Origin of the sequence: Enterococcus sp. DIV0170 (assembly GCF_051710765.1) — a bacterium.
Classification (GTDB): domain Bacteria; phylum Bacillota; class Bacilli; order Lactobacillales; family Enterococcaceae; genus Enterococcus_A; species Enterococcus_A raffinosus.
In genome coordinates, this window is record NZ_JBIOLG010000001.1 from 1,834,906 (window position 1) to 1,854,154 (window position 19,249).

Annotated in this window: 18 protein-coding genes; 5 read left to right on the top strand and 13 right to left on the bottom strand. The window is 37.7% G+C overall.

The window, feature by feature from the left end; translation table 11 throughout:
* Nucleotides 1-48 precede the first annotated feature (48 nt).
* Genes IGI50_RS08875 through IGI50_RS08885 form a run of 3 tightly spaced genes read left to right on the top strand, consistent with a single transcriptional unit; the run spans nt 49 to nt 3,693 of the window.
* Nucleotides 49-801, top strand: coding sequence for a DeoR/GlpR family DNA-binding transcription regulator (locus IGI50_RS08875; RefSeq protein ID WP_218255687.1), 753 nt, complete (start codon nt 49-51; stop codon nt 799-801).
* Entirely contained in the window at nt 798-1,718 is a 921-nt protein-coding gene (gene pfkB, locus IGI50_RS08880; protein ID WP_218255689.1) for a 1-phosphofructokinase, read from the top strand. The genes IGI50_RS08875 and pfkB overlap by 4 nt, the downstream gene beginning before the upstream one ends.
* Before the next feature lie 52 nt (nt 1,719-1,770).
* The gene (locus IGI50_RS08885) at nt 1,771-3,693 is read left to right on the top strand and encodes a PTS fructose transporter subunit IIABC (RefSeq protein WP_218255691.1); all 1,923 of its coding nucleotides are present in this window, start codon (nt 1,771-1,773) and stop codon (nt 3,691-3,693) included.
* 41 nt (nt 3,694-3,734) lie between these two features.
* Here IGI50_RS08885 and IGI50_RS08890 read toward each other — a convergent pair whose 3' ends face one another.
* Entirely contained in the window at nt 3,735-3,920 is a 186-nt protein-coding gene (locus IGI50_RS08890; RefSeq protein WP_010744995.1) for a hypothetical protein, read from the bottom strand.
* Between the two features lie 90 nt (nt 3,921-4,010).
* On the bottom strand, nt 4,011-5,339 hold the full coding sequence (locus IGI50_RS08895; RefSeq protein WP_438776765.1) for a hypothetical protein: 1,329 nt from the start codon (nt 5,337-5,339) through the stop codon (nt 4,011-4,013).
* Nucleotides 5,340-5,472: 133 nt separating this feature from the next.
* Here IGI50_RS08895 and IGI50_RS08900 point away from each other — a divergent pair, with 133 nt between their 5' ends.
* Entirely contained in the window at nt 5,473-5,625 is a 153-nt protein-coding gene (locus tag IGI50_RS08900) for an SPJ_0845 family protein (RefSeq protein ID WP_010744997.1), read from the top strand.
* On the opposite strand, the gene yihA is transcribed toward IGI50_RS08900, so the two are convergent.
* The 8 genes from yihA to IGI50_RS08940 all read right to left on the bottom strand — a co-directional run bounded on the left by yihA (nt 5,622) and on the right by IGI50_RS08940 (nt 13,489).
* Entirely contained in the window at nt 5,622-6,218 is a 597-nt protein-coding gene (gene yihA, locus IGI50_RS08905) for a ribosome biogenesis GTP-binding protein YihA/YsxC (RefSeq protein WP_010744998.1), read from the bottom strand. The genes IGI50_RS08900 and yihA overlap by 4 nt on opposite strands.
* A gap of 56 nt (nt 6,219-6,274) precedes the next feature.
* Nucleotides 6,275-7,522 (bottom strand): ATP-dependent Clp protease ATP-binding subunit ClpX, encoded by a 1,248-nt coding sequence (clpX, locus tag IGI50_RS08910; protein WP_010744999.1) that lies wholly within the window; start codon nt 7,520-7,522, stop codon nt 6,275-6,277.
* Nucleotides 7,523-7,674: 152 nt separating this feature from the next.
* Nucleotides 7,675-9,054 carry a GH25 family lysozyme gene (locus IGI50_RS08915; protein ID WP_218255695.1) on the bottom strand — a complete coding sequence of 460 codons (1,380 nt, stop codon included), beginning with the start codon at nt 9,052-9,054 and terminating at the stop codon, nt 7,675-7,677.
* A gap of 253 nt (nt 9,055-9,307) precedes the next feature.
* On the bottom strand, nt 9,308-10,591 hold the full coding sequence (gene tig / locus IGI50_RS08920; RefSeq protein ID WP_218255697.1) for a trigger factor: 1,284 nt from the start codon (nt 10,589-10,591) through the stop codon (nt 9,308-9,310).
* 103 nt (nt 10,592-10,694) lie between these two features.
* Nucleotides 10,695-11,618 (bottom strand): tetratricopeptide repeat protein, encoded by a 924-nt coding sequence (locus tag IGI50_RS08925; protein ID WP_438776766.1) that lies wholly within the window; start codon nt 11,616-11,618, stop codon nt 10,695-10,697.
* Nucleotides 11,615-12,160 (bottom strand): RDD family protein, encoded by a 546-nt coding sequence (locus IGI50_RS08930; RefSeq protein ID WP_438776767.1) that lies wholly within the window; start codon nt 12,158-12,160, stop codon nt 11,615-11,617. The genes IGI50_RS08925 and IGI50_RS08930 overlap by 4 nt, the downstream gene beginning before the upstream one ends.
* Before the next feature lie 2 nt (nt 12,161-12,162).
* Nucleotides 12,163-13,191, bottom strand: coding sequence for a signal peptide peptidase SppA (sppA, locus tag IGI50_RS08935; RefSeq protein ID WP_438776768.1), 1,029 nt, complete (start codon nt 13,189-13,191; stop codon nt 12,163-12,165).
* Nucleotides 13,192-13,201: 10 nt separating this feature from the next.
* On the bottom strand, nt 13,202-13,489 hold the full coding sequence (locus IGI50_RS08940) for a hypothetical protein (protein ID WP_438776769.1): 288 nt from the start codon (nt 13,487-13,489) through the stop codon (nt 13,202-13,204).
* Between the two features lie 478 nt (nt 13,490-13,967).
* Here IGI50_RS08940 and glmS point away from each other — a divergent pair, with 478 nt between their 5' ends.
* Nucleotides 13,968-15,776, top strand: a complete 1,809-nt coding sequence (gene glmS / locus IGI50_RS08945) for a glutamine--fructose-6-phosphate transaminase (isomerizing) (protein WP_438776770.1) — start codon at nt 13,968-13,970, stop codon at nt 15,774-15,776.
* 84 nt (nt 15,777-15,860) lie between these two features.
* On the opposite strand, the gene glmM is transcribed toward glmS, so the two are convergent.
* Genes glmM through cdaA form a run of 3 tightly spaced genes read right to left on the bottom strand, consistent with a single transcriptional unit; the run spans nt 15,861 to nt 19,221 of the window.
* Nucleotides 15,861-17,216: a phosphoglucosamine mutase gene (gene glmM / locus IGI50_RS08950; RefSeq protein WP_010745007.1), complete on the bottom strand. Its 1,356-nt coding sequence runs from the start codon at nt 17,214-17,216 to the stop codon at nt 15,861-15,863.
* Nucleotides 17,217-17,239: 23 nt separating this feature from the next.
* Entirely contained in the window at nt 17,240-18,340 is a 1,101-nt protein-coding gene (locus IGI50_RS08955; protein ID WP_218255706.1) for a CdaR family protein, read from the bottom strand.
* Nucleotides 18,337-19,221 (bottom strand): diadenylate cyclase CdaA, encoded by an 885-nt coding sequence (gene cdaA, locus IGI50_RS08960; protein WP_010745009.1) that lies wholly within the window; start codon nt 19,219-19,221, stop codon nt 18,337-18,339. The genes IGI50_RS08955 and cdaA overlap by 4 nt, the downstream gene beginning before the upstream one ends.
* Between the last annotated feature and the right edge of the window lie 28 nt (nt 19,222-19,249).

Sequence of the window (19,249 nt, forward strand, 5' to 3'; positions counted from 1 at the left end):
AAACACAAAAATACTTATGGTATTATTTCAAATGAAGGGGGATTGAAAATGCTTACAGAAGAACGACATAGAAAAATTATTGAGCGGCTTGAACGTGATGGATTAGTAAAGTCACAGGATTTAGTACAGTGGTTAGACTCTTCTGAATCGACTGTCCGAAGAGATTTGCAAGAGCTAGAAGATTTGGGAATCCTAGAACGTGTACATGGCGGAGCAAAACGACCTCAACATTTAGAACAAGAATTAGGTATGTTCGAAAAATCATCCAAAAACGTTCAACAAAAAAAATTAGTTGCTAAGTATGCCGTTGAATGCATCGCTGAAGGCGACGTCATTTATTTAGACGCTGGTACTACCACTTCGGAAATGATTCCTTTTTTGAAAGAGTGTACTGTTACTGTTGTGACAAATTCCGTTGGTCTTGCTGCTCGCCTAGTTGAAGCGAAGATAGCCACAATTGTATTAGGCGGACGTATTAAATTAACAACGGATGCAGTTGTTGGTTCACAAGCTTTAGAACAGTTAAAACAGTATCGTTTTAATAAGGCCTTCATGGGAATGAATGGTGTGCACATAGATAGCGGATACTCTACACCTGATCCAGAAGAAGCGATTCTTAAAAGAGCGGCTATCCAACAAGCCGAAGAAGCATTCGTACTAGTTGATCATAGCAAATTCAACCAAACTAGTTTTGTCAGTGTCGCACCTTTGTCAGCTGCTTCAATTCTCACAGATACCTGTCCTTTGGTTATTCATGATCAAATCACAGAGCAAACTACCCTAAAGGAGGTTTCTGTATGATTTATACAGTAACACTAAACCCATCAATCGATTATATTGTCCATGTCAATCAACTGGCAATTGGTGACGTCAATCGCATGAAAAGCGACTTGAAATTACCTGGTGGTAAAGGAATCAACGTATCACGAATTTTGAAACGAATTAACAATGATTCTACGGCTCTGGGTTTTCTTGGCGGATTTACCGGACGCTTTATCAACGAGTGGATGGAACGCGAAACAATTAAAACGAAATTTACACCTGTAGCTGATGACACGCGCATTAATATCAAACTAAAAGCAAATGAAGAAACTGAAATCAACGGTCAAGGTCCAAAAGTCTCTATTGAAGAGATGACTGCATTGAAAAAAGTTTTAGAGCATTTAACTTCAGAAGATATTGTGGTGTTATCTGGAAGTAAACCCGCAAGCATTCCAACTGGTTTTTATCAAGAATTAATTGAAATCATCAAGGCCCAAGGTGCCTCATTTGTCATTGATACTACTGGTGCTGACTTGATGGATGCTTTAGAGAAACAACCTTTACTAGTTAAGCCAAATAATCACGAATTGGCGGATTTATATCAAACAACCTTTAGTTCCGTTGAAGATATTTTCCCATTCGGTCAACGCTTATTAGATGAAGGAGCTCAACATGCACTAGTTTCAATGGCTGGTGATGGGGCTTTATTATTTACTAAGGACGGGATTTACCGTTCCAATGTCTTAAAACGCCCAGTCAAAAATTCTGTTGGCGCAGGAGATTCGATGATCGCCGGTTTTGTAGGAAACTTTACTAAAACGAAAGATCCTGTCGAAGCCTTCAAGTGGGGGGTCGCATGTGGCAGTGCAACTACTTTTTCAGATGATTTAGCAACTGCTGAATTTATCCAAGAATTATTACCAGAAGTACAGATCACAAAAGTAAAGGAATCTTGATTTGCCCTTCTGTTAAAAAATATGTATTAATTTAAAATTTGGAGGAATTATAATGGACATTAAAGATTTATTGATCAAAGATGCCATGATCATGGATTTGCAGGCAACCACTAAAAAAGCTGCAATTGATGAAATGGTTCAAAAAATGTATGATGCTGGTCGAATCTCAGATATTGATGTTTATAAAGATGGGATTTTGGCACGCGAAGCCCAGACATCAACAGGCTTAGGTGACGGGATCGCAATGCCCCATGCTAAGAACAGTGCCGTTAAAGAGGCAACCGTTCTTTTCGCTAAAAGCAAAACAGGTGTTGACTATGAATCTCTAGATGGTCAACCTACGTTCCTATTCTTTATGATTGCCGCTCCAGAAGGTGCAAACGATACTCACCTTCAAGCATTAGCTGCGCTATCAAGATTATTGGTTGATCCAGATTTTGTTGCTAAATTAAAAGCGGCCGAAACACCTGATCAAATCCAAGAAACTTTTGATACTGCTGAAAAGGCTAAAGAAGCGGAAGAAAAAGCAGAAGCTCAGGCGGAGGCAGAACAAAAAATCAAAGATACAAACCGACGTTATCTCGTGGCCGTAACAGCCTGTCCTACTGGTATTGCTCACACCTACATGGCAGAAGATGCTTTGAAGAAAAAAGCAAAGGAACTGGGCGTTGATATCAAAGTTGAGACAAACGGTTCAGAGGGAATCAAACATCGCTTAACAGACGAAGACATTGCTCGTGCAGATGGCGTTATCGTCGCTGCTGATAAAAAAGTTGAAATGAATCGCTTCAGTGGAAAAGAATTAGTTAACCGTCCTGTAAGTGATGGGATTCGTAAACCAGAAGAATTGATCAACTTAGCATTAAGTGGTAAAGCACCTGTTTATCATGGAAGCGGCGAAGATACTTCAGCCAATGAAGAAAAAAGTGATAACGGTACTTTAGGTCAACGCATTTATAAAGACTTGATGAATGGTGTATCACATATGCTGCCATTCGTTATCGGTGGCGGAATCATGATCGCATTATCATTCATGATCGATCAATTTATGGGCGTACCTCAAGCAGAACTTGCTAATTTAGGAAATTACAACCAAATCGCTAGCTGGTTCAACCAAATCGGTGGAGCAGCATTTGGCTTTATGCTACCTGTTCTTGCAGGTTTTATTGCTTCAAGTATTGCTGATCGTCCTGGCCTAATCGCCGGCTTTGCTGCTGGTGCTTTAGCGAATGCTGGAGGTGCTGGTTTCTTGGGCGCATTAATCGGCGGTTTCCTAGCTGGTTATGTCATCATTTTCTTGAAGAAATTATTTAAAAACTTGCCTAAATCACTTGAAGGAATTAAAGCGATTCTTTTCTACCCCTTCTTTGGTTTAATGATTACTGGTTTCTTAATGCTCTTGGTAAATGTACCGATGAAAGCAATCAATGATGGCTTAAATGGGTTCTTGACTGGTCTAAGCGGATCAAATGCTATTTTGCTAGGCGCTTTACTTGGTGGGATGATGGCAGTTGACTTAGGTGGACCAATTAATAAAGCTGCCTATGTATTTGGTACTGCAACTTTAGCGTCCTCTGTTGCTCAAGGTGGTTCAATCGTCATGGCAGCCGTTATGGCCGGTGGGATGGTTCCTCCATTAGCTATTTTTGTCGCTACTCGTCTATTCAAAAATAAGTTTGAAAAGAGTCAAGTAGATGCTGGATTAACAAACATCGTTATGGGACTTTCCTTTGTTACTGAAGGAGCAATTCCTTTTGCAGCAGCTGACCCAATTCGAGTAATTCCGAGTTTTGTTGTAGGTTCAGCTTTAGCTGGCGGCCTAGTCGGTGCTGTCGGCATCAAATTGCTGGCTCCCCACGGAGGAATCTTTGTTGTCTTATTATTAAGCCATCCATTACTTTATCTTTTATTTATTGCTATTGGAGCAATCGTTTCAGGTGTTATTTACGGATTAGTAAAAAAACCTGTAGCTTAAAAAGAAGGCTACTCTCAAATTGAGAGTGGCCTTCTTTTTTTCTACAACCAGCGATCCTTTCTGCGGGCACGAACAGGCTGAGGTTTTGGTTTAATCGTAAACAAAATCATACCAATAAAGAACACTGCAATAGACAACGGAATCTCCAATGACGCAAGTGGCAACATAAAAATTATTCCAACAATCAATAAGCAACTCCCCATAATCTTGATATATCTTCGATCCATAAAAACCTCTCCTTTCTCAAAATGAGAATCTACTTTCAAAAAATAGAATTTCAATATTTAGACACTTGAAAAGGCAACATCCAAGAATTATCAAATTTCCAGTATATCCAATTGATTTTTTGCTGACACTTTTTTTTGATCAATAAATGAAACAATTAGGTGCTTCGCTTCTTTCTCTAAAGAAAAGGTGAGTGAATCATTTTTACGACTAACCTGATGAATTGTCATATCCTTTAAAGCACCTTTTAGTTCCTCCAAAGGAAAATCTAAAAATGCTTTTTTGGGAATGAATAATTGCAGTACAGCAGTATAATCTTTGTACCGCATATCCTGTATCTCAAATTCGATAGAATCACGGATATAATATTCGAATGCGGCCAGTCCCTTATCCAATGTCAGTTCAGGATACAAGATATGATAATTCATCATTCGTTCACTCTCATCATCAATCCAAGGAAAATAAGCTAAAGCGTTTAGTCCTCCCTTCATTCGATTCACACGGTATTGATTCGTCAAAAAATTATAGGTCCGTGTTACAAAATAAGAAGCATCACTTTTCTTGGTCGGTTGAAACTGTTCATTTTGATATTGGACGGTTTGAATTACAGTATCCTCAAAAGCAAATTCAATGTAGGGCTGTTTTAGCAATCCTACACCATTCGTATAAGACAATTGAGAAATTCCCAATTGATCACGAAATAATTGTTGGAACCGCAAATTGGCTTCTTCCTTCCATTGAAATGGATCCTTGTATAGTTCAAAAAAAACTCCCTCACCTAGCTCGGTTACTTTGTCCACTTGTTGAATCTCAAGCAGTAACTGTTTTGCAAAAAGTTTTTTGTATGGATCTCCTAGGAATAACCACCAGCAAGCAGTAAGACAAACCCCCTTATAAAAAACGTCATAACCAGGAAAAGCATTACAATCTACCACAACATCTCCATTTAGTCCCTTCATTTTAGGCAAAGCACTCGTCTCTTCAGCCGTTTCGAATGAACGACGTTTAGATAGCTCACTTGTATTATGATAAAGGTATTCTTCATAGGAACGAATATAAGCAAAGAAACCGTGTTCAATTAAGCGCGATTTTAGATAATCTAAATAGACATTCTCCCAATAATAAAAATTCTGTTTAACAAGAATAGATTTTTCAAAAATTGTATCCCCTAGTAAGTGAACAGTCATTTCCTCATCTTGGTTTTTTAATTGAAGCCAGTAATCTTCTTTTGTCCCAAAAGCATTAATTGTCCGCTGTAAATAATCCGGATCAAAGGCCAGTTCTTTCCCATTAATCAACATTCTGTCTGGTTCCAGCAATAGACGACTCATAACTAACCAATCTTTGGTCTTCAACTGAATATCGGCTTGCTTTAAATCGTAAAGCTGGCTGACACTATAAATCTTTTGATTATTCTCCATTGCTTTCCCCTTTCTCATTACTCTATTATAATTATATCTTAAAGATTTAAAAAACCCTATGAAATTGATTACTAAATGTAAAAAAATTGTATACTATAATAAACTATGTTAAAACTAAAATGGAGGTGTTCAAATGGGACTAAAATTTGAAAAAACCGATGATTTAGATAAGTTGTTTGAATCATTCGTCGTTGATCCAGATAAAAAAGTACAAAAAGACGAAGACATTCAGAAATTCTTAAAACCAAAAACTGAACAAAACGATAAAAAAAAGGATCAGGCTTAAGCCTGATCCTTTTCGATTGCAGCTTCGATGGCCGCCCATGCTTCTTCTTTTCCTTTTTTTGTTTCAGATGAGAAAAGAATGAAGGTATCATTCGGGTCGAAATCCAACTTCTTCTTGATAGCACTCGTATGCTTATTCCATTTTCCACGAGGAATTTTGTCTGCTTTAGTTGCCACCACAATCACTGGAATCCCATAGTACTTCAGGAAATCGTACATTTGAATATCTTCTTTACTAGGATCATGACGCACATCTACTAAAGAAACTACCGCACGTAATTGCTTGCGTGAAGTAATATATGTCTCAATCATTTCTCCCCATTTTGCTCTCTCTGTCTTCGAGACTTTTGCATACCCATAACCAGGAACGTCCACAAAATGCAAAGCATTCTCAATTAAGTAAAAATTTAACGTTTGCGTCTTCCCTGGTTTACCTGACGTTCGCGCTAAATTTTTACGATCAATCAGTGTATTAATAAATGAAGACTTCCCAACATTGGAGCGCCCTGCTAAGGCGATTTCCGGTAAATCAGTTTCGGGATATTGTTTAGGCGAGACTGCACTAATAACAATCTCTGCATTATGAACTTTCATATTTTCACGCCTTTCAAAAAGGGCTCACAAATTAATTTGTGAACCCTCAACACTTGCTAACCTGCTTTTTTCTTATCGTTATGATACTCAATAATTGGTTTGCCAGAACCCTCAACAGAATCTTTCGTCACGATTACTTTTTCAATTGATTCATCTGAAGGAATGTCGAACATCACATCCATCATAACATCCTCAATAATTGATCGCAGACCACGTGCGCCCGTATTTCGAGAAATGGCTTTGTCAGCAATTGCACTTAATGCATCCTCATCAAATGTTAAATCCGTGTCGTCGTATGAAAGTAATTTTTGATACTGTTTAACTAATGCATTTTTAGGTTCTGTTAATATCCGAACTAAGTCTTCGGTTGTTAATTTCTCCAATGCTGTCGTAACCGGTAATCGTCCGATAAATTCTGGTATTAAACCGAATTTTAGCAAATCTTCAGGAATAATCTGCTGCATCACACTCGCATCTTCATCAATCTTTTTGTTGTTCTTTCCAAACCCAATGGTTTTTTCACCTAAACGATTTTTCACAATTGTTTCGATACCATCGAAGGCTCCGCCAACGATAAATAGAATGTTTGTTGTATCGATTTGAATAAATTCTTGATGAGGATGTTTGCGTCCTCCTTGCGGTGGTACACTAGCGACTGTTCCTTCAAGGATCTTAAGCAAAGCTTGCTGAACTCCCTCACCCGAAACATCACGAGTAATCGAAACATTTTCGCTTTTACGAGTAATTTTGTCGATTTCATCAATGTAAATGATTCCTTTTTCAGCACGTTCAACATTATAATCAGCAGCCTGCAAGAGCTTTAATAAAATGTTTTCAACATCTTCACCAACGTAACCCGCTTCAGTTAAACTTGTTGCGTCTGCAATAGCAAATGGTACGTTCAGCGTTCTAGCTAACGTTTGTGCCAAGAACGTTTTTCCGGAACCGGTTGGTCCAATCAAACAAATATTGCTTTTCTGTAATTCTACTTCGTCGATACCATCATTTTCAGTATTTACTCGCTTATAATGATTGTACACTGCAACCGATAATGCTTTCTTCGCCCGATCTTGACCAATAACATATTGATTTAAAACATCCAATAGTTCTTTGGGCTTTGGCACATCAATAAACTCACGAATAGCTTCCTCATGGAATTCTTCATCTATAATTTCTTTACAAAGGTCGATACATTCATTACAAATGTAAACGCCTGGACCCGCAACGACTTTTTTTACTTCCTCTTGGGTCTTTCCGCAAAATGAACAGCGAACTGTTTCTCCTGCGCCTGTGCTCTCATACATGGCTGTCACCTCTTGTTTCATTCTCTACAAGTGTTTCCACGATTGCAGTCTTTATCTATAATAACATAAAGCATTAAAAAGACAAAGAAACCAATTGCAAATAAAAAGGAAATCTAAAGAAAAAAGGTTCTCGAAAATCGAGAACCTTTTGACTATTTTGCATACCAGGCTAAACCTTCATATTTCCAGCCGTGCTTAACTAAATTATTTTTTTCATTCGTGTTCAATGTGTAGTGATGCGCGCCAGCTTTAGCATTTGGATTGTATAATCGATGTAACGCATTAGGACCGCCAGAGTACCAAGAAATCCCTTCATATCTCCATCCCTTCTTGATTAAATTGTCTTTTTCATAAGCATGAAGAGTATAATGATGATCTCCTGCATTAGGGTTGTACAAACGATAAACTGGATTGCCGGAGGTTGGTCCATTCCAACCAATCCCTTCGTATTTCCAGCCTTTTGAAACTAAGTTGTTCTTTTCAGCAACATTTTGTGTATAAAAATGTTCGCCGCTGTTCGGATTATAAACACGGTACATTTGCACACTATTTGCCGGAGGCGTTGGTGTCGGGTTACTAAAGGTTGATGTATAATCTGCGTTAATGTCAAAATTCCCGCTAATACCAGGGAATGATAATTGCGAAGACCATTGCCAAGCTCCGTATTGGGTATAAAAATTTGTTGTTGATAAATTATATGGATAAGCAGCAACCCATATATTTTTATATCCAATAGTAGCAGCATTAATCCGTCCAGTGGTCAACCAATTCAAACCAATGTAATGTCGAACATTTCCATATCCTAAGCTTTTTAAACGATTTTCAAATGCCCTAGAGTTATTTGTATGGTTTCCTTTACCAAGAATTTGAGGTTCCTCGATATCATTCACCATAACGGTACCGCTACTCAAACCGAATTTCTTAGCTGCAGCCGCAAAATAATTCGCCTCTGCCACGGCTTGAGCATCGCTCGTAAACCAACTATAGTGATAGGCAGAAACTTTCATTCCCGCTGCCATAGCATTGTTAATCTGTGACTGAGCGTAAGGGTTAGTATAACTGGTAGCTTCTGTTAGCTTGACAACAACCCCCGTAACACCATAGCCTTTCATTTTTTGGAAGTTTGCAACAGAAATATTTCCATTATGAGAGGAAATATCAATAAAACTTTTACTAGGGGTATTAGTATTCGTTGCTGATACAGATGGAAGCGAAGCAAATAATTGGATACTTGGATATAAATCAGAACGTCCTTTCGGTAAAGACATTGTTCCCTCTGCTGTCTCCATTTGCGATTGCGGAACTGTCACTTCTTCTGCTTCTGTTTCAACACTATCAGTCGTTTGTTCAGAGTCAGAATTTCCCGTAGTCTGTGATTCGATTTGTGGAACACTTGCAGTTGAATCAGTGATCGATGAACTTTGAGTGATTTGTTGACTGCTTTCTATTTGATTTTCTTCAGCTAGAGCTATAGTCGAAAAATTTAAACATAGCACTGATAAAAAACATAGTCCTAAAATTTTTCTCTTCATTTTCTCCTCCTTAGGGTATTAAAACATAAAATAATTACATCATTTAAAAACGAGAATGACCCTCATTTCATTAATAATTCAATATTACCAAATTTAAGAGTTATTTTGAAGTTATTCGTTATAAATATCTATAAAAAAGTGAGAAACTAAATTCATGAGTATCCTTAGTTAGCAAAAATACTAGTGAATAAAAAAATGTGACGCATAATCTGCGCCACATAGTTTAACTACCTGCTTAATTAACCAGTACTGCTTATTTTTCTACAGCAGTTCCAGTTACTAATTCAACAGCTTTTTTCATTTTAATATCGTGTTCAAGCATATCTTCCGTTAAAACACGACGGATTTGCTCTTCTGGCATTTGATACATTTCAGCCAAGTCTTTGATTTCTTTCGCGATATCTTCCTCAGAAGCTTCAATTTTCTCTGCTTCAACAATAGCTTCCATGACTAAGTTTGTTTTCACTCGTCCTTCTGCTTCACCTTCAAATTGAGTATGAAGATCTTCCTCAGTTGAACCAGTTAATTGATAGTACATTTCTGGTGAGATTCCTTGACGTTGCATGTTATTTAAAAATTCATCCATCGAACGGTGAACTTCATCATGAACCATTACATGTGGAAGTTCTACGATTTCAGCATTCTCAACAGCTTGCTTGATTGCAGCTTCGTCTTTTGCTTCTTTCGCAGCTTCTTCTTTTTGTTTTGTTAGTTCATCACGATATTTTGCTTTTAATTCATCTAATGAATTCACTTCTTCATCAACATCTTTAGCAAAATCATCATCCAATTCAGGAAGTTCTTTTGCCTTTACTTCGTGAATCGTTACTTTGAATACAGCTTCCTTACCAGCTAAATCTTCTGCTTGGTAATCTTCTGGGAAAGTAACTGTTACATCTAAGCTTTCACCTGCTTTGTGTCCGACTAATTGCTCTTCAAAGCCAGGAATAAATGAACCAGAACCTAATTCAAGAGAATAGTTTTCACCTTTTCCGCCTTCAAATGCTTCTTCACCAACGAAACCTTCAAAATCAATTACAGTAGTGTCGCCGTTTTCAGCAGCTTCGTCTTCTTTGATAACTAGCTCTGCTTGAGATTCTTGTTCTGATTTCAAACGCGCTTCTACATCAGCGTCAGAAACTTCAACATCTTGTTTAGGAACTTCTAACTCTTTATAGTCACCTAATTTAACTTCAGGTTTTACAGTAACCTCTGCTTTAATAACCCAAGCTTCGCCTTTTTCCATACTGTCAACATCAATTTTGGGTTGAGAGACTGGATCGATGTCTGCTTCTTTTACGGCAGCTTCATAAGCTGCTGGTAATACATCATTCAACGCATCTTCATACAATGCTTCTTCACCGTACATACGGTTAAATACTTGACGAGAAACTTTTCCTTTACGGAAGCCAGGTACATTAAGATTTTTTTTCACTTTGTTGAATGCATTTGTTAATCCCTTTTGAATCTCAGTTTGTTCAATTGAGAAAGTTAACACACCATCATTGGTGCCTGTTTTTTCAAAATTTGCAGTCACGTTTGTTCCCTCCGAATACTAATATACTTGCATTTTGCATACCATTAAATATTACACTACTGATTATGAATTGTAAATATAAAGCTTTTACTCTGGGCATTTTTTAATGATAATCGAACATAAGTTGTTTTATTTTCATACGCACGCTTTCGATCGCTTCATCAAGTGGTTTTGAGCATTCCGAATACTCGGATAGATAACTGGACACCCAAGCATCCGGTTTCATGAACGAACTTTGAAGAGGGTATAAAAAAGCCATTTCTAGTTTTACTTGCTCCATTAAACTCGCTAACAAGATTGGATTCTCGTCTTCTAACTCCTCACTCAGGTGTTTTTCAATTCTTTTTTGCAGCGTATCGTCAAATCCAGAATAAGCAGGAGATAATTCTACAATTTCATCTTGTATGGTTAGATAACGTACACTTTCAGATACCCCTACACGTGCTAAACTTTCGAATAAATAACTTCGAACCAATGGTGCAATTCGTCTGTCTATCATATACAATTTAGCCAAGGTTTTTAGCCGATCTACAGGCAGGTGCCTAATCCTTCGAACTAGGGTTAATTGCTCGAGCGCATTCATGGTTGGAAGCAGATTCAGCTCATCCTCAAGTTGTTTGAAAACTGCTTGTTGCTGATGTTGGTAAAACCTCTCTTGATCATCAATTCGTGTCAACCAGATATCTCTTTGCTCTTCTGTCAACTGTTTTATCTTTTGCGAACGCCATAAAAATTCTCTAGCTTCATAAAATTTTTGTGCATATAATTGAATTTGTAGAAACAAATCGATTGTATCCAGAGTTTCTAAGTAACTATCTGGCATTTCATCTGCAAACAATAATGCTTCAGAAAATTCTCCTTGTTCCAAAGCCATGCTAGCAATTAAGAAGTTAAGCTTCGTTGTTGGCTTCTCTTTATAAGCCTGTTTATAGTTTTCTAACGCTTCTTGATAATTTCCTGCGGAAAAAGCCTTTTCCGCAAGCGTTAAGTAATACTGATCATTGTTTGGAAAATCTATTGGATTCATTTCTGTACAAAGCCCTCTCTAGCTGCTAATAGATTTAGTGTCACAACACTCGTATCTGAAAAATAATCACCTATATGTTGTTTATTGGGGGTAAAAATAGTGACAAGGTATCCTAACATAAAAATAGAGCCACGTAGAACAAAACGACAGGCACCTTCACGGACTAAAACCGTTTGCCAACTCAGTTCCTCTTCCTCAAAACAGATAACTCTGATTCCAAAAACCATTTTTCCTATTGTTTGACCATGATTTAGTTTTGTCAATAAAATAAAATACGCTAAGTATAGGAGCAATGATAAAAATCCGTAAAGACTAAGTAATTCCTCGCTTTTAGACACCCCGATTAGATTTGCAGGGAACCCTATAATGATTCCTGTTAGGGCTGTAATACAAGCTAAATCCAATAGATAAGCAAAAAAACGAATCCAGAAACCAGCATAAAAATAGTCTGGGTAATCATGAAATTGATGTTGACGCTGTTTTTTTTCTAACAATTGTGTCACTGGTCCTACTGCTGGTCTTTGATTAGTTTCTTCCTCCATTATTATTCCCCTCCATATAAATACATTGCTTTAGGTGCTTGTGGAGTTCCAATACTTTTTACAATATTTGTCATCAATTCCTCTTGCGAAGGCTTAAGACCTTGCATATCTGCTAAATTGTTTCCTAACCATGTATTCATGAAATTAGTAGTTCCACTTTTGTATGAAATGACTTTCGCCCCAGTCAGACCTTCATTTCGTTTAAGTGAGATCAAAGCCTGATCAGGATATCCAATTTCATCTATCAAACCGTTATCGAGTGCCTGTGCACCATCATAGATCCTTCCGTCTGCCAATTTCCTTACCTTTGCTTCATCCATATTACGCCCTTCAGCAACAGTCTTAACAAATCGACTATACATGCTGTCAACAAAAGACTGCAAAACTTCTTTATCTTCTTTTGTTTGCGGACGCGAAGACGAACCAATGTCTTTAAGCGCACCACTTTTAACTGTTGCATCTGTGATTCCAAGTTTTTCCATCAGTCCAGAATAATTAACACTTGACATGATGACCCCAATAGATCCGGTCATCGTGTCCTCAGAGGCAAAAATCCGATCAGAGTTAGCGGCAATATAATAACCACCGCTAGCAGCTTGACTCTCCATAGAAGCATAAATCGGAATTTTCTTGTCCTTTTGAATTTCTTTCAAAGCACGAGTGATTTCTGCCGTTTCATAAACAGAGCCACCTGGAGAATTTATCTCTAATAAAATGCCTTTAACAGTTGAATCATCTTTAATTTTCTCTAGCTGTTTCATAAACGAAGTATGATTATAGCCGCCAGTTGAAAACAACCCACTTGTGCCATCATTAATGATGGTGCCCTCTACAACTAATTTAACAATTTTTTCTGTGTCTGATCCTTCTTCAACGGTCTCTTCTTGAGGCTCATTGTTTCCATACAATAATTCATTCACTTGACTGAGTTCCTTTTTGCTTTCGTTACTACGGCTGATTGATGAAGATATTGCTGAAAAAATTAACAACACTACCGCAATACCAATTGCAACCCAACGTCTCTTATTCATTTTCTACCTCCTAGTATAAGTTACGAATAATTACTACTTTTTCTACCGGCCCATCAGCATTCATTTTTTCTGCTTTTTCTACTAAAGAATAGCCCCCGAAAAGCTCATGTGTTAATGGATCTTCAATATTAAAGGTTTGAGCTTCCTCAATACTTAAAGCATCCGGGCTGATTTCTTGAATACTATCCCAGCCTGTATCTAAAAAAATTTTTGTTTCGTTGTTCACTTCGGGATTATTCGTAATTTTTTCTAAAAACTTACGTAAATCGCCAACAGTTAAGTTTTCTGGTTGATTCATTTTATTTTCTCCTCTCCGTTTATTCTGTGAAAATTGATTTCCCGTAATATTTTTTTATCATAATAAACGTCTTTAGCAAGCTATAAAAAAAGTGGTTAAAAGATGCCTATTAAGTGATACTTTTCTATTTTACCCTATTCTTCCAATAGATGAAATGCAGAAGGTATTTTGCTTTTTGCATTTTAATTTCACAAATATCATATATACCAATTTGTTTAAAATAAAAAAACATTTGACTACAAGCGAAGTTTATATTATATTAATCATTGTTTCCGATGTTAAAACAAAAAAATCTTAAATGTACCAATAAGATAGCGCCAGACCTTTTAAAGGTGACGAGGAAGAAGCTAATCGAAATATTCGGCGGGTGGCTTCAGGGCAGCTGTACTCTACAGACTATTACAAAAACTTTTTTAAAGAACAAAGAAATGGTCATACAGCTCGGAAACATATAATGACAGGAAAGTAGGAAGACATTATGTGTGGAATTGTAGGAATTGTGGGAAATGAGCAAGCAACAAGTATTTTAGTAAATGGTTTAGAGAAATTGGAGTATCGCGGGTATGATTCTGCCGGTATTTTCGTGGCTGACGAAAAAGAAGATTTCTTAATTAAGTCACAAGGTCGTATTAAAGAGCTAGCTGAAAAGATCGGCTCTGGAGTCCATGGTTCCATTGGCATTGGGCATACACGCTGGGCAACACATGGGGAGCCTAGTGAAGAAAACGCACACCCTCACACTTCACAAAGTAAACGTTTTGTATTGGTTCACAATGGTGTAATTGAAAATTATGATGAATTGAAGAAAAAATATTTAACAGATGATACCTTTTACGGTGAAACAGACACAGAAATCGCTGTTCATTTAGTTGAGTATTTCGCAAATCAAGGACTTTCAACCAAAGATGCTTTTCGGAAAGCTCTCAAAGAAATTCATGGGTCATATGCCTTTGGGTTAATTGATAAGAAGGACCGGGAGACAATCTTTGTCGGAAAGAACAAAAGCCCCTTATTAATTGGCTTAGGCGACGGATTCAATGTTGTTTGTAGCGATGCAATGGCGATGTTAGAACAAACCAATCAATTCGTCGAGATTTACGATGGCGAAATGGTTATTGTAACAAGTGATCACGTAGAGATTGAAGATGCTGCCGGCAACGAAGTCCAACGTGCCCCTTACGAAGCAAAAATTGATCTTTCCGATATGGAAAAAGGAACTTATCCATATTACATGTTGAAAGAAATTGATGAACAACCTGCTACGATGCGCCGGATCATCAGTGAATACACCGATGAAACAGGAACCGTCGTGATCGAAGATGAGTTGTTGCAGAGTTTACTAAACAGCGACCGTATTTACATTGTCGCTTGCGGAACAAGTAACAATGCGGGTTGGGCAAGTAAACAAATTATTGAAGGCTTGGCTAACATTCCCGTTGAAATTCATTTATCTAGCGAGTTTGGATATAATATGCCATTGCTTTCAGAAAAGCCTTTCTTTATCTACTTAACGCAAAGTGGAGAAACTGCAGATAGCCGTCAAGTTTTAGTAAAAACCAATGAATTAGGACACCCTTCTCTTACTGTAACAAATGTAGCAGGTTCAACATTATCTCGTGAAGCTAGCTACACCATGTTGCTACATGCAGGTCCAGAGATTGCAGTAGCTTCTACCAAAGCTTATACTGCGCAAATTGCAGCTTTGACGGTTTTAGCCAAAGCTGTAGGTGAAGCAAAGGGAGTTTCTGCTGCTAAAGAATTCGACTTAACAAAGGAATTAGGCATTGCAGCTAATGCGATGGATGTCATGATCGCTGAAAAAGCTATGATCGAAGAAATTGCTGAAGAATATTTGGCAACAACTCGTAATGCATTTTATATTGGTCGTTCTGAAGATTACTATGTTTCTATGGAAGTTGCTTTGAAGCTAAAGGAAATTTCTTATATTCAGGCGGAAGGCTTTGCCGCTGGTGAATTGAAACACGGAACAATCGCATTGGTCGAAGAAGGAACACCTGTTATCGGCATCATTACCGAAGCTGTTACAGCTCCTCACACACGAGGAAATCTCCGTGAAGTTGAAAGTCGCGGCGCTCATACACTAGTAATAGCTTCAGAAGAATTAAGTAAAGATGGTGACCAAATCATTTTACCTATAGTTCACCAATTCTTACGTCCGCTTGTTTCTGTTATCCCAGGACAATTAATTGCCTACTATGCAACATTATTACGCGGCTACGATGTTGATAAACCTCGTAATTTAGCAAAATCAGTAACAGTTGAATAATTGAATAAATTAAAAGGTTGAGAAAAATTTCTCAACCTTTTTTATGCAGAAAAACACCCGACTAAAAAAGTCGGACGTTTATTATTAATCTAATCCAATTTCATCTCGAACAACAGCTGCGATTTTTTCAACATAGTAATCAACCTTTTCATCTGTTGGTGCTTCTGCCATGACACGTAGTAATGGTTCTGTGCCTGAAGGACGAACGAGAATTCGACCATCGCCATTCATTTCTGCTTCTGCCTCTTCAATCGCTTGTTTTATAGCGGGAACATCCATCGCTCCGTACTTATCGCTTACTCGAATGTTCACTAACTTTTGCGGATAAATAGTTACTTCACTAGCTAGCTCAGAGAGCTTTTTACCAGTTTGCTTCATAATGTTCAATAGCTGAACACCGGTTAACATTCCGTCACCTGTCGTATTATAATCTAAGAATAAAACATGTCCAGATTGTTCCCCACCAAGATTGTAATCATTTTTACGCATTTCCTCAACAACATATCTATCACCGACCTGCGTGATGACATCTTCAAGACCAATCTCTTCAATTGCCTTATGGAATCCTAAATTACTCATTACTGTAGTAACTACAGTATTTTTTTTCAATCGTTTACGTTCAGCTAAATATTTCGCACAAATATACATAATTCGATCACCATCGACAATATTGCCGAGTTCGTCAACAGCAATTACACGATCGCCATCTCCATCAAATGCTAAACCAGCATCTGCACCTTTTTCAACAACTAATTTAGCTAATGCTTCTGGATGAGTAGAACCTACTCCGGCATTGATATTTAACCCATTAGGTGATGTACCCATTGTATAAAAATCTGTTTCTAAATCTGCAAACAGACGATTAACGCTAGTAGATGTGGCACCATTTGCAGCATCAACACAAACAGTTAACCCGGATAAATCTCCTGAAATTGTTTGTACTAAGAATTGTGAATACTTCAGAAGTCCTTCATGAAACTCATCCAATGTCCCAAGCCCTTCGGCTGAAGGACGAGGTAATGTATCTTCCTCCGCATCAATTAAAGCCTCAATCTCAGCTTCTTGTTCATCAACAAGTTTAAATCCATCACCGCCAAAAAACTTAATCCCATTATCTTCAGCTGGATTATGAGAAGCAGAAATCATCACTCCTGCAGAAGCCTTCTGCAATCTTGTTAAATAAGCAACTCCTGGTGTAGAAATGACACCAAGTTGAAATACTTCGATACCTACAGATAATAATCCAGAAATCAAAGCTGTTTCTAGTAACTCTCCAGAAATTCGAGTGTCACGCCCAACTAGTACACGTGGACGACCTTCACTTTCATGATGTTGACTTAAAACATAACCACCACAACGTCCTAACTTAAATGCTAGTTCAGGTGTTAACTCCTTATTCGCGATTCCTCTTACTCCATCTGTTCCAAAATATTTACCCATTAAATTATATTTCCCTTCTTCATCTAGTTAGTAGATTGATTTGTCGAATCTTCTTGACTGTTTGTTGTCTGTGTAGCACTTGTTTCAGAAAATCTGGAAGCGTCATCTGATTCTGCTACATCTTCAGTCGTCGACGAACTAGAATGATTTGTACTGCTAGTTTCCGATCCTTGGGACTTCTTAAAGACAGGCGTTACTTGTGCACTCACTGTTTTAGGGTTTATTTGATAGTCCCCAGAGGGTACATCAATAAACTTTTTTACAGTCCCTTGGATTCGACTCACATCGACTGGAATGCCGATACTGTCTATTTGATCAATTACTGACTGCACACCAGTAATTGTTACCTTTGTACGATTCAAGTCTATTTTGACGCTTTCTACATCCGAAGGCAAGTCCCCTTCTTGGATAGGGTAGATCGACACTTCTTTACTAGGCGTTTGAATCTCAAAATTAACTGTTACATTTTGTGGATCAGACTGAATTGGCAGTGCTTCTCCACTAGCATTTAACGCCTGAATAGGCGCTTGTATACTATCTTGATCTGTGGTCAACTTACTACTGTCAACCGAAGCAACAACACGATCAATTTCCTTCATAGTATTTTCGCCAGTAGTAATTTCAACCTTTTCAGGCTGTGTAGACATTTCCCCGATTTTCAGCCCATTATTGCTAGTTGTACTGCTTAAGATTGGGGATACGTCAAATTCTTTCTTTACCTTTTTCTCGATAGTCACAGAAATTTTTTCTGGTTCTATCGTGGCAAAAAGAGAGCTCGATAAATTTTTTGTTTTTAGCCGAATCTCGTGGGTTCCAGAAGACAGATTTCTTAAATCTGCAACAACACTGAAATCCCTTGTGTCAGGATCTACTTCCTTATTCAATTGTATGCGGTTAGCCCCGCTTAATTTAACCGATACATTCGATGAAAAACCATGAACAAAGTATTCATCTGAATCATAAAGGACATTTATAGGAACGTTCTGAATAGATTCCTCATAGTTTGTTTCAGACGAAATTAACTGACTAAAATTTTGACTATTTACATTAAAAAATAGAATTAAACTAAACACCAATGAGATCAGCATATATGGGGCATTACTTTTTTTAAACTTAATTCTCATTTTTGTCCTCCTTTAGTCAACCCTTCGAAAAAGGTTTGCAGAAGACTCTTCTTGCTGGCATTTTTTTCATCTGGCAACAACTCTCTACGCATTACAGCCAGATACTCTTCTTGAGACAAATCGTGAAGAAAATCATTATTCAGCGTGATACTAACCCCACCTGTTTCTTCAGATACTATAAACGTTAACGCATCACTGACCTCGCTGATACCTACCGCGGCTCGATGTCGAGTACCAAACTCTTTGGGGATCAGCATACTGTCCGATAATGGGAGATATGCCGAAGCAACCGCGATTTTTCCATTTTTTACAATAACTGCACCATCATGTAACGGCGTATTCGGTATAAATATATTGATCAATAGTTCTCCGGTAATATCTGCATCCAGAGCAATCCCAGTCTCGATATATTCTTCTAGCCCTGTAAAACGTTGGATCGTTACTAATGCACCAATTTTCCTTTTTGACATATATTGAATCGCTTTGTCAAACGCAAGGATCATTCGCTCGTCGTCACGTTCTTCCTTTTTTGATGTTTTAAAGAATGAACTGCGACCTAAATGTTCCAAACCGCGTCGGACCTCTGGTTGAAAAATAACAATCGCCGCAATTACACCATAGGTAATGATTTGATTCATCAACCAAGACAATGTATGCAGACCAATCAATTCAGCAACGATTCGTATCCCAATAAAAATCGCCACACCTTTGATCAGTTGGACTGCCTTCGTTCCGCGAACAAGTTCAAACAAACGATAAATCAAAAACCAGACAACAAATATATCTAAAAGGTTGACGATGATATCCCAGGTTGAAAGATTCTCAGAAAAAAAGCTAAGCCAATATTCCGGTTTGAATAATTCAATTAGACGATTAGGCATAGATAACCTCTCTTTCTATCCAAAATTC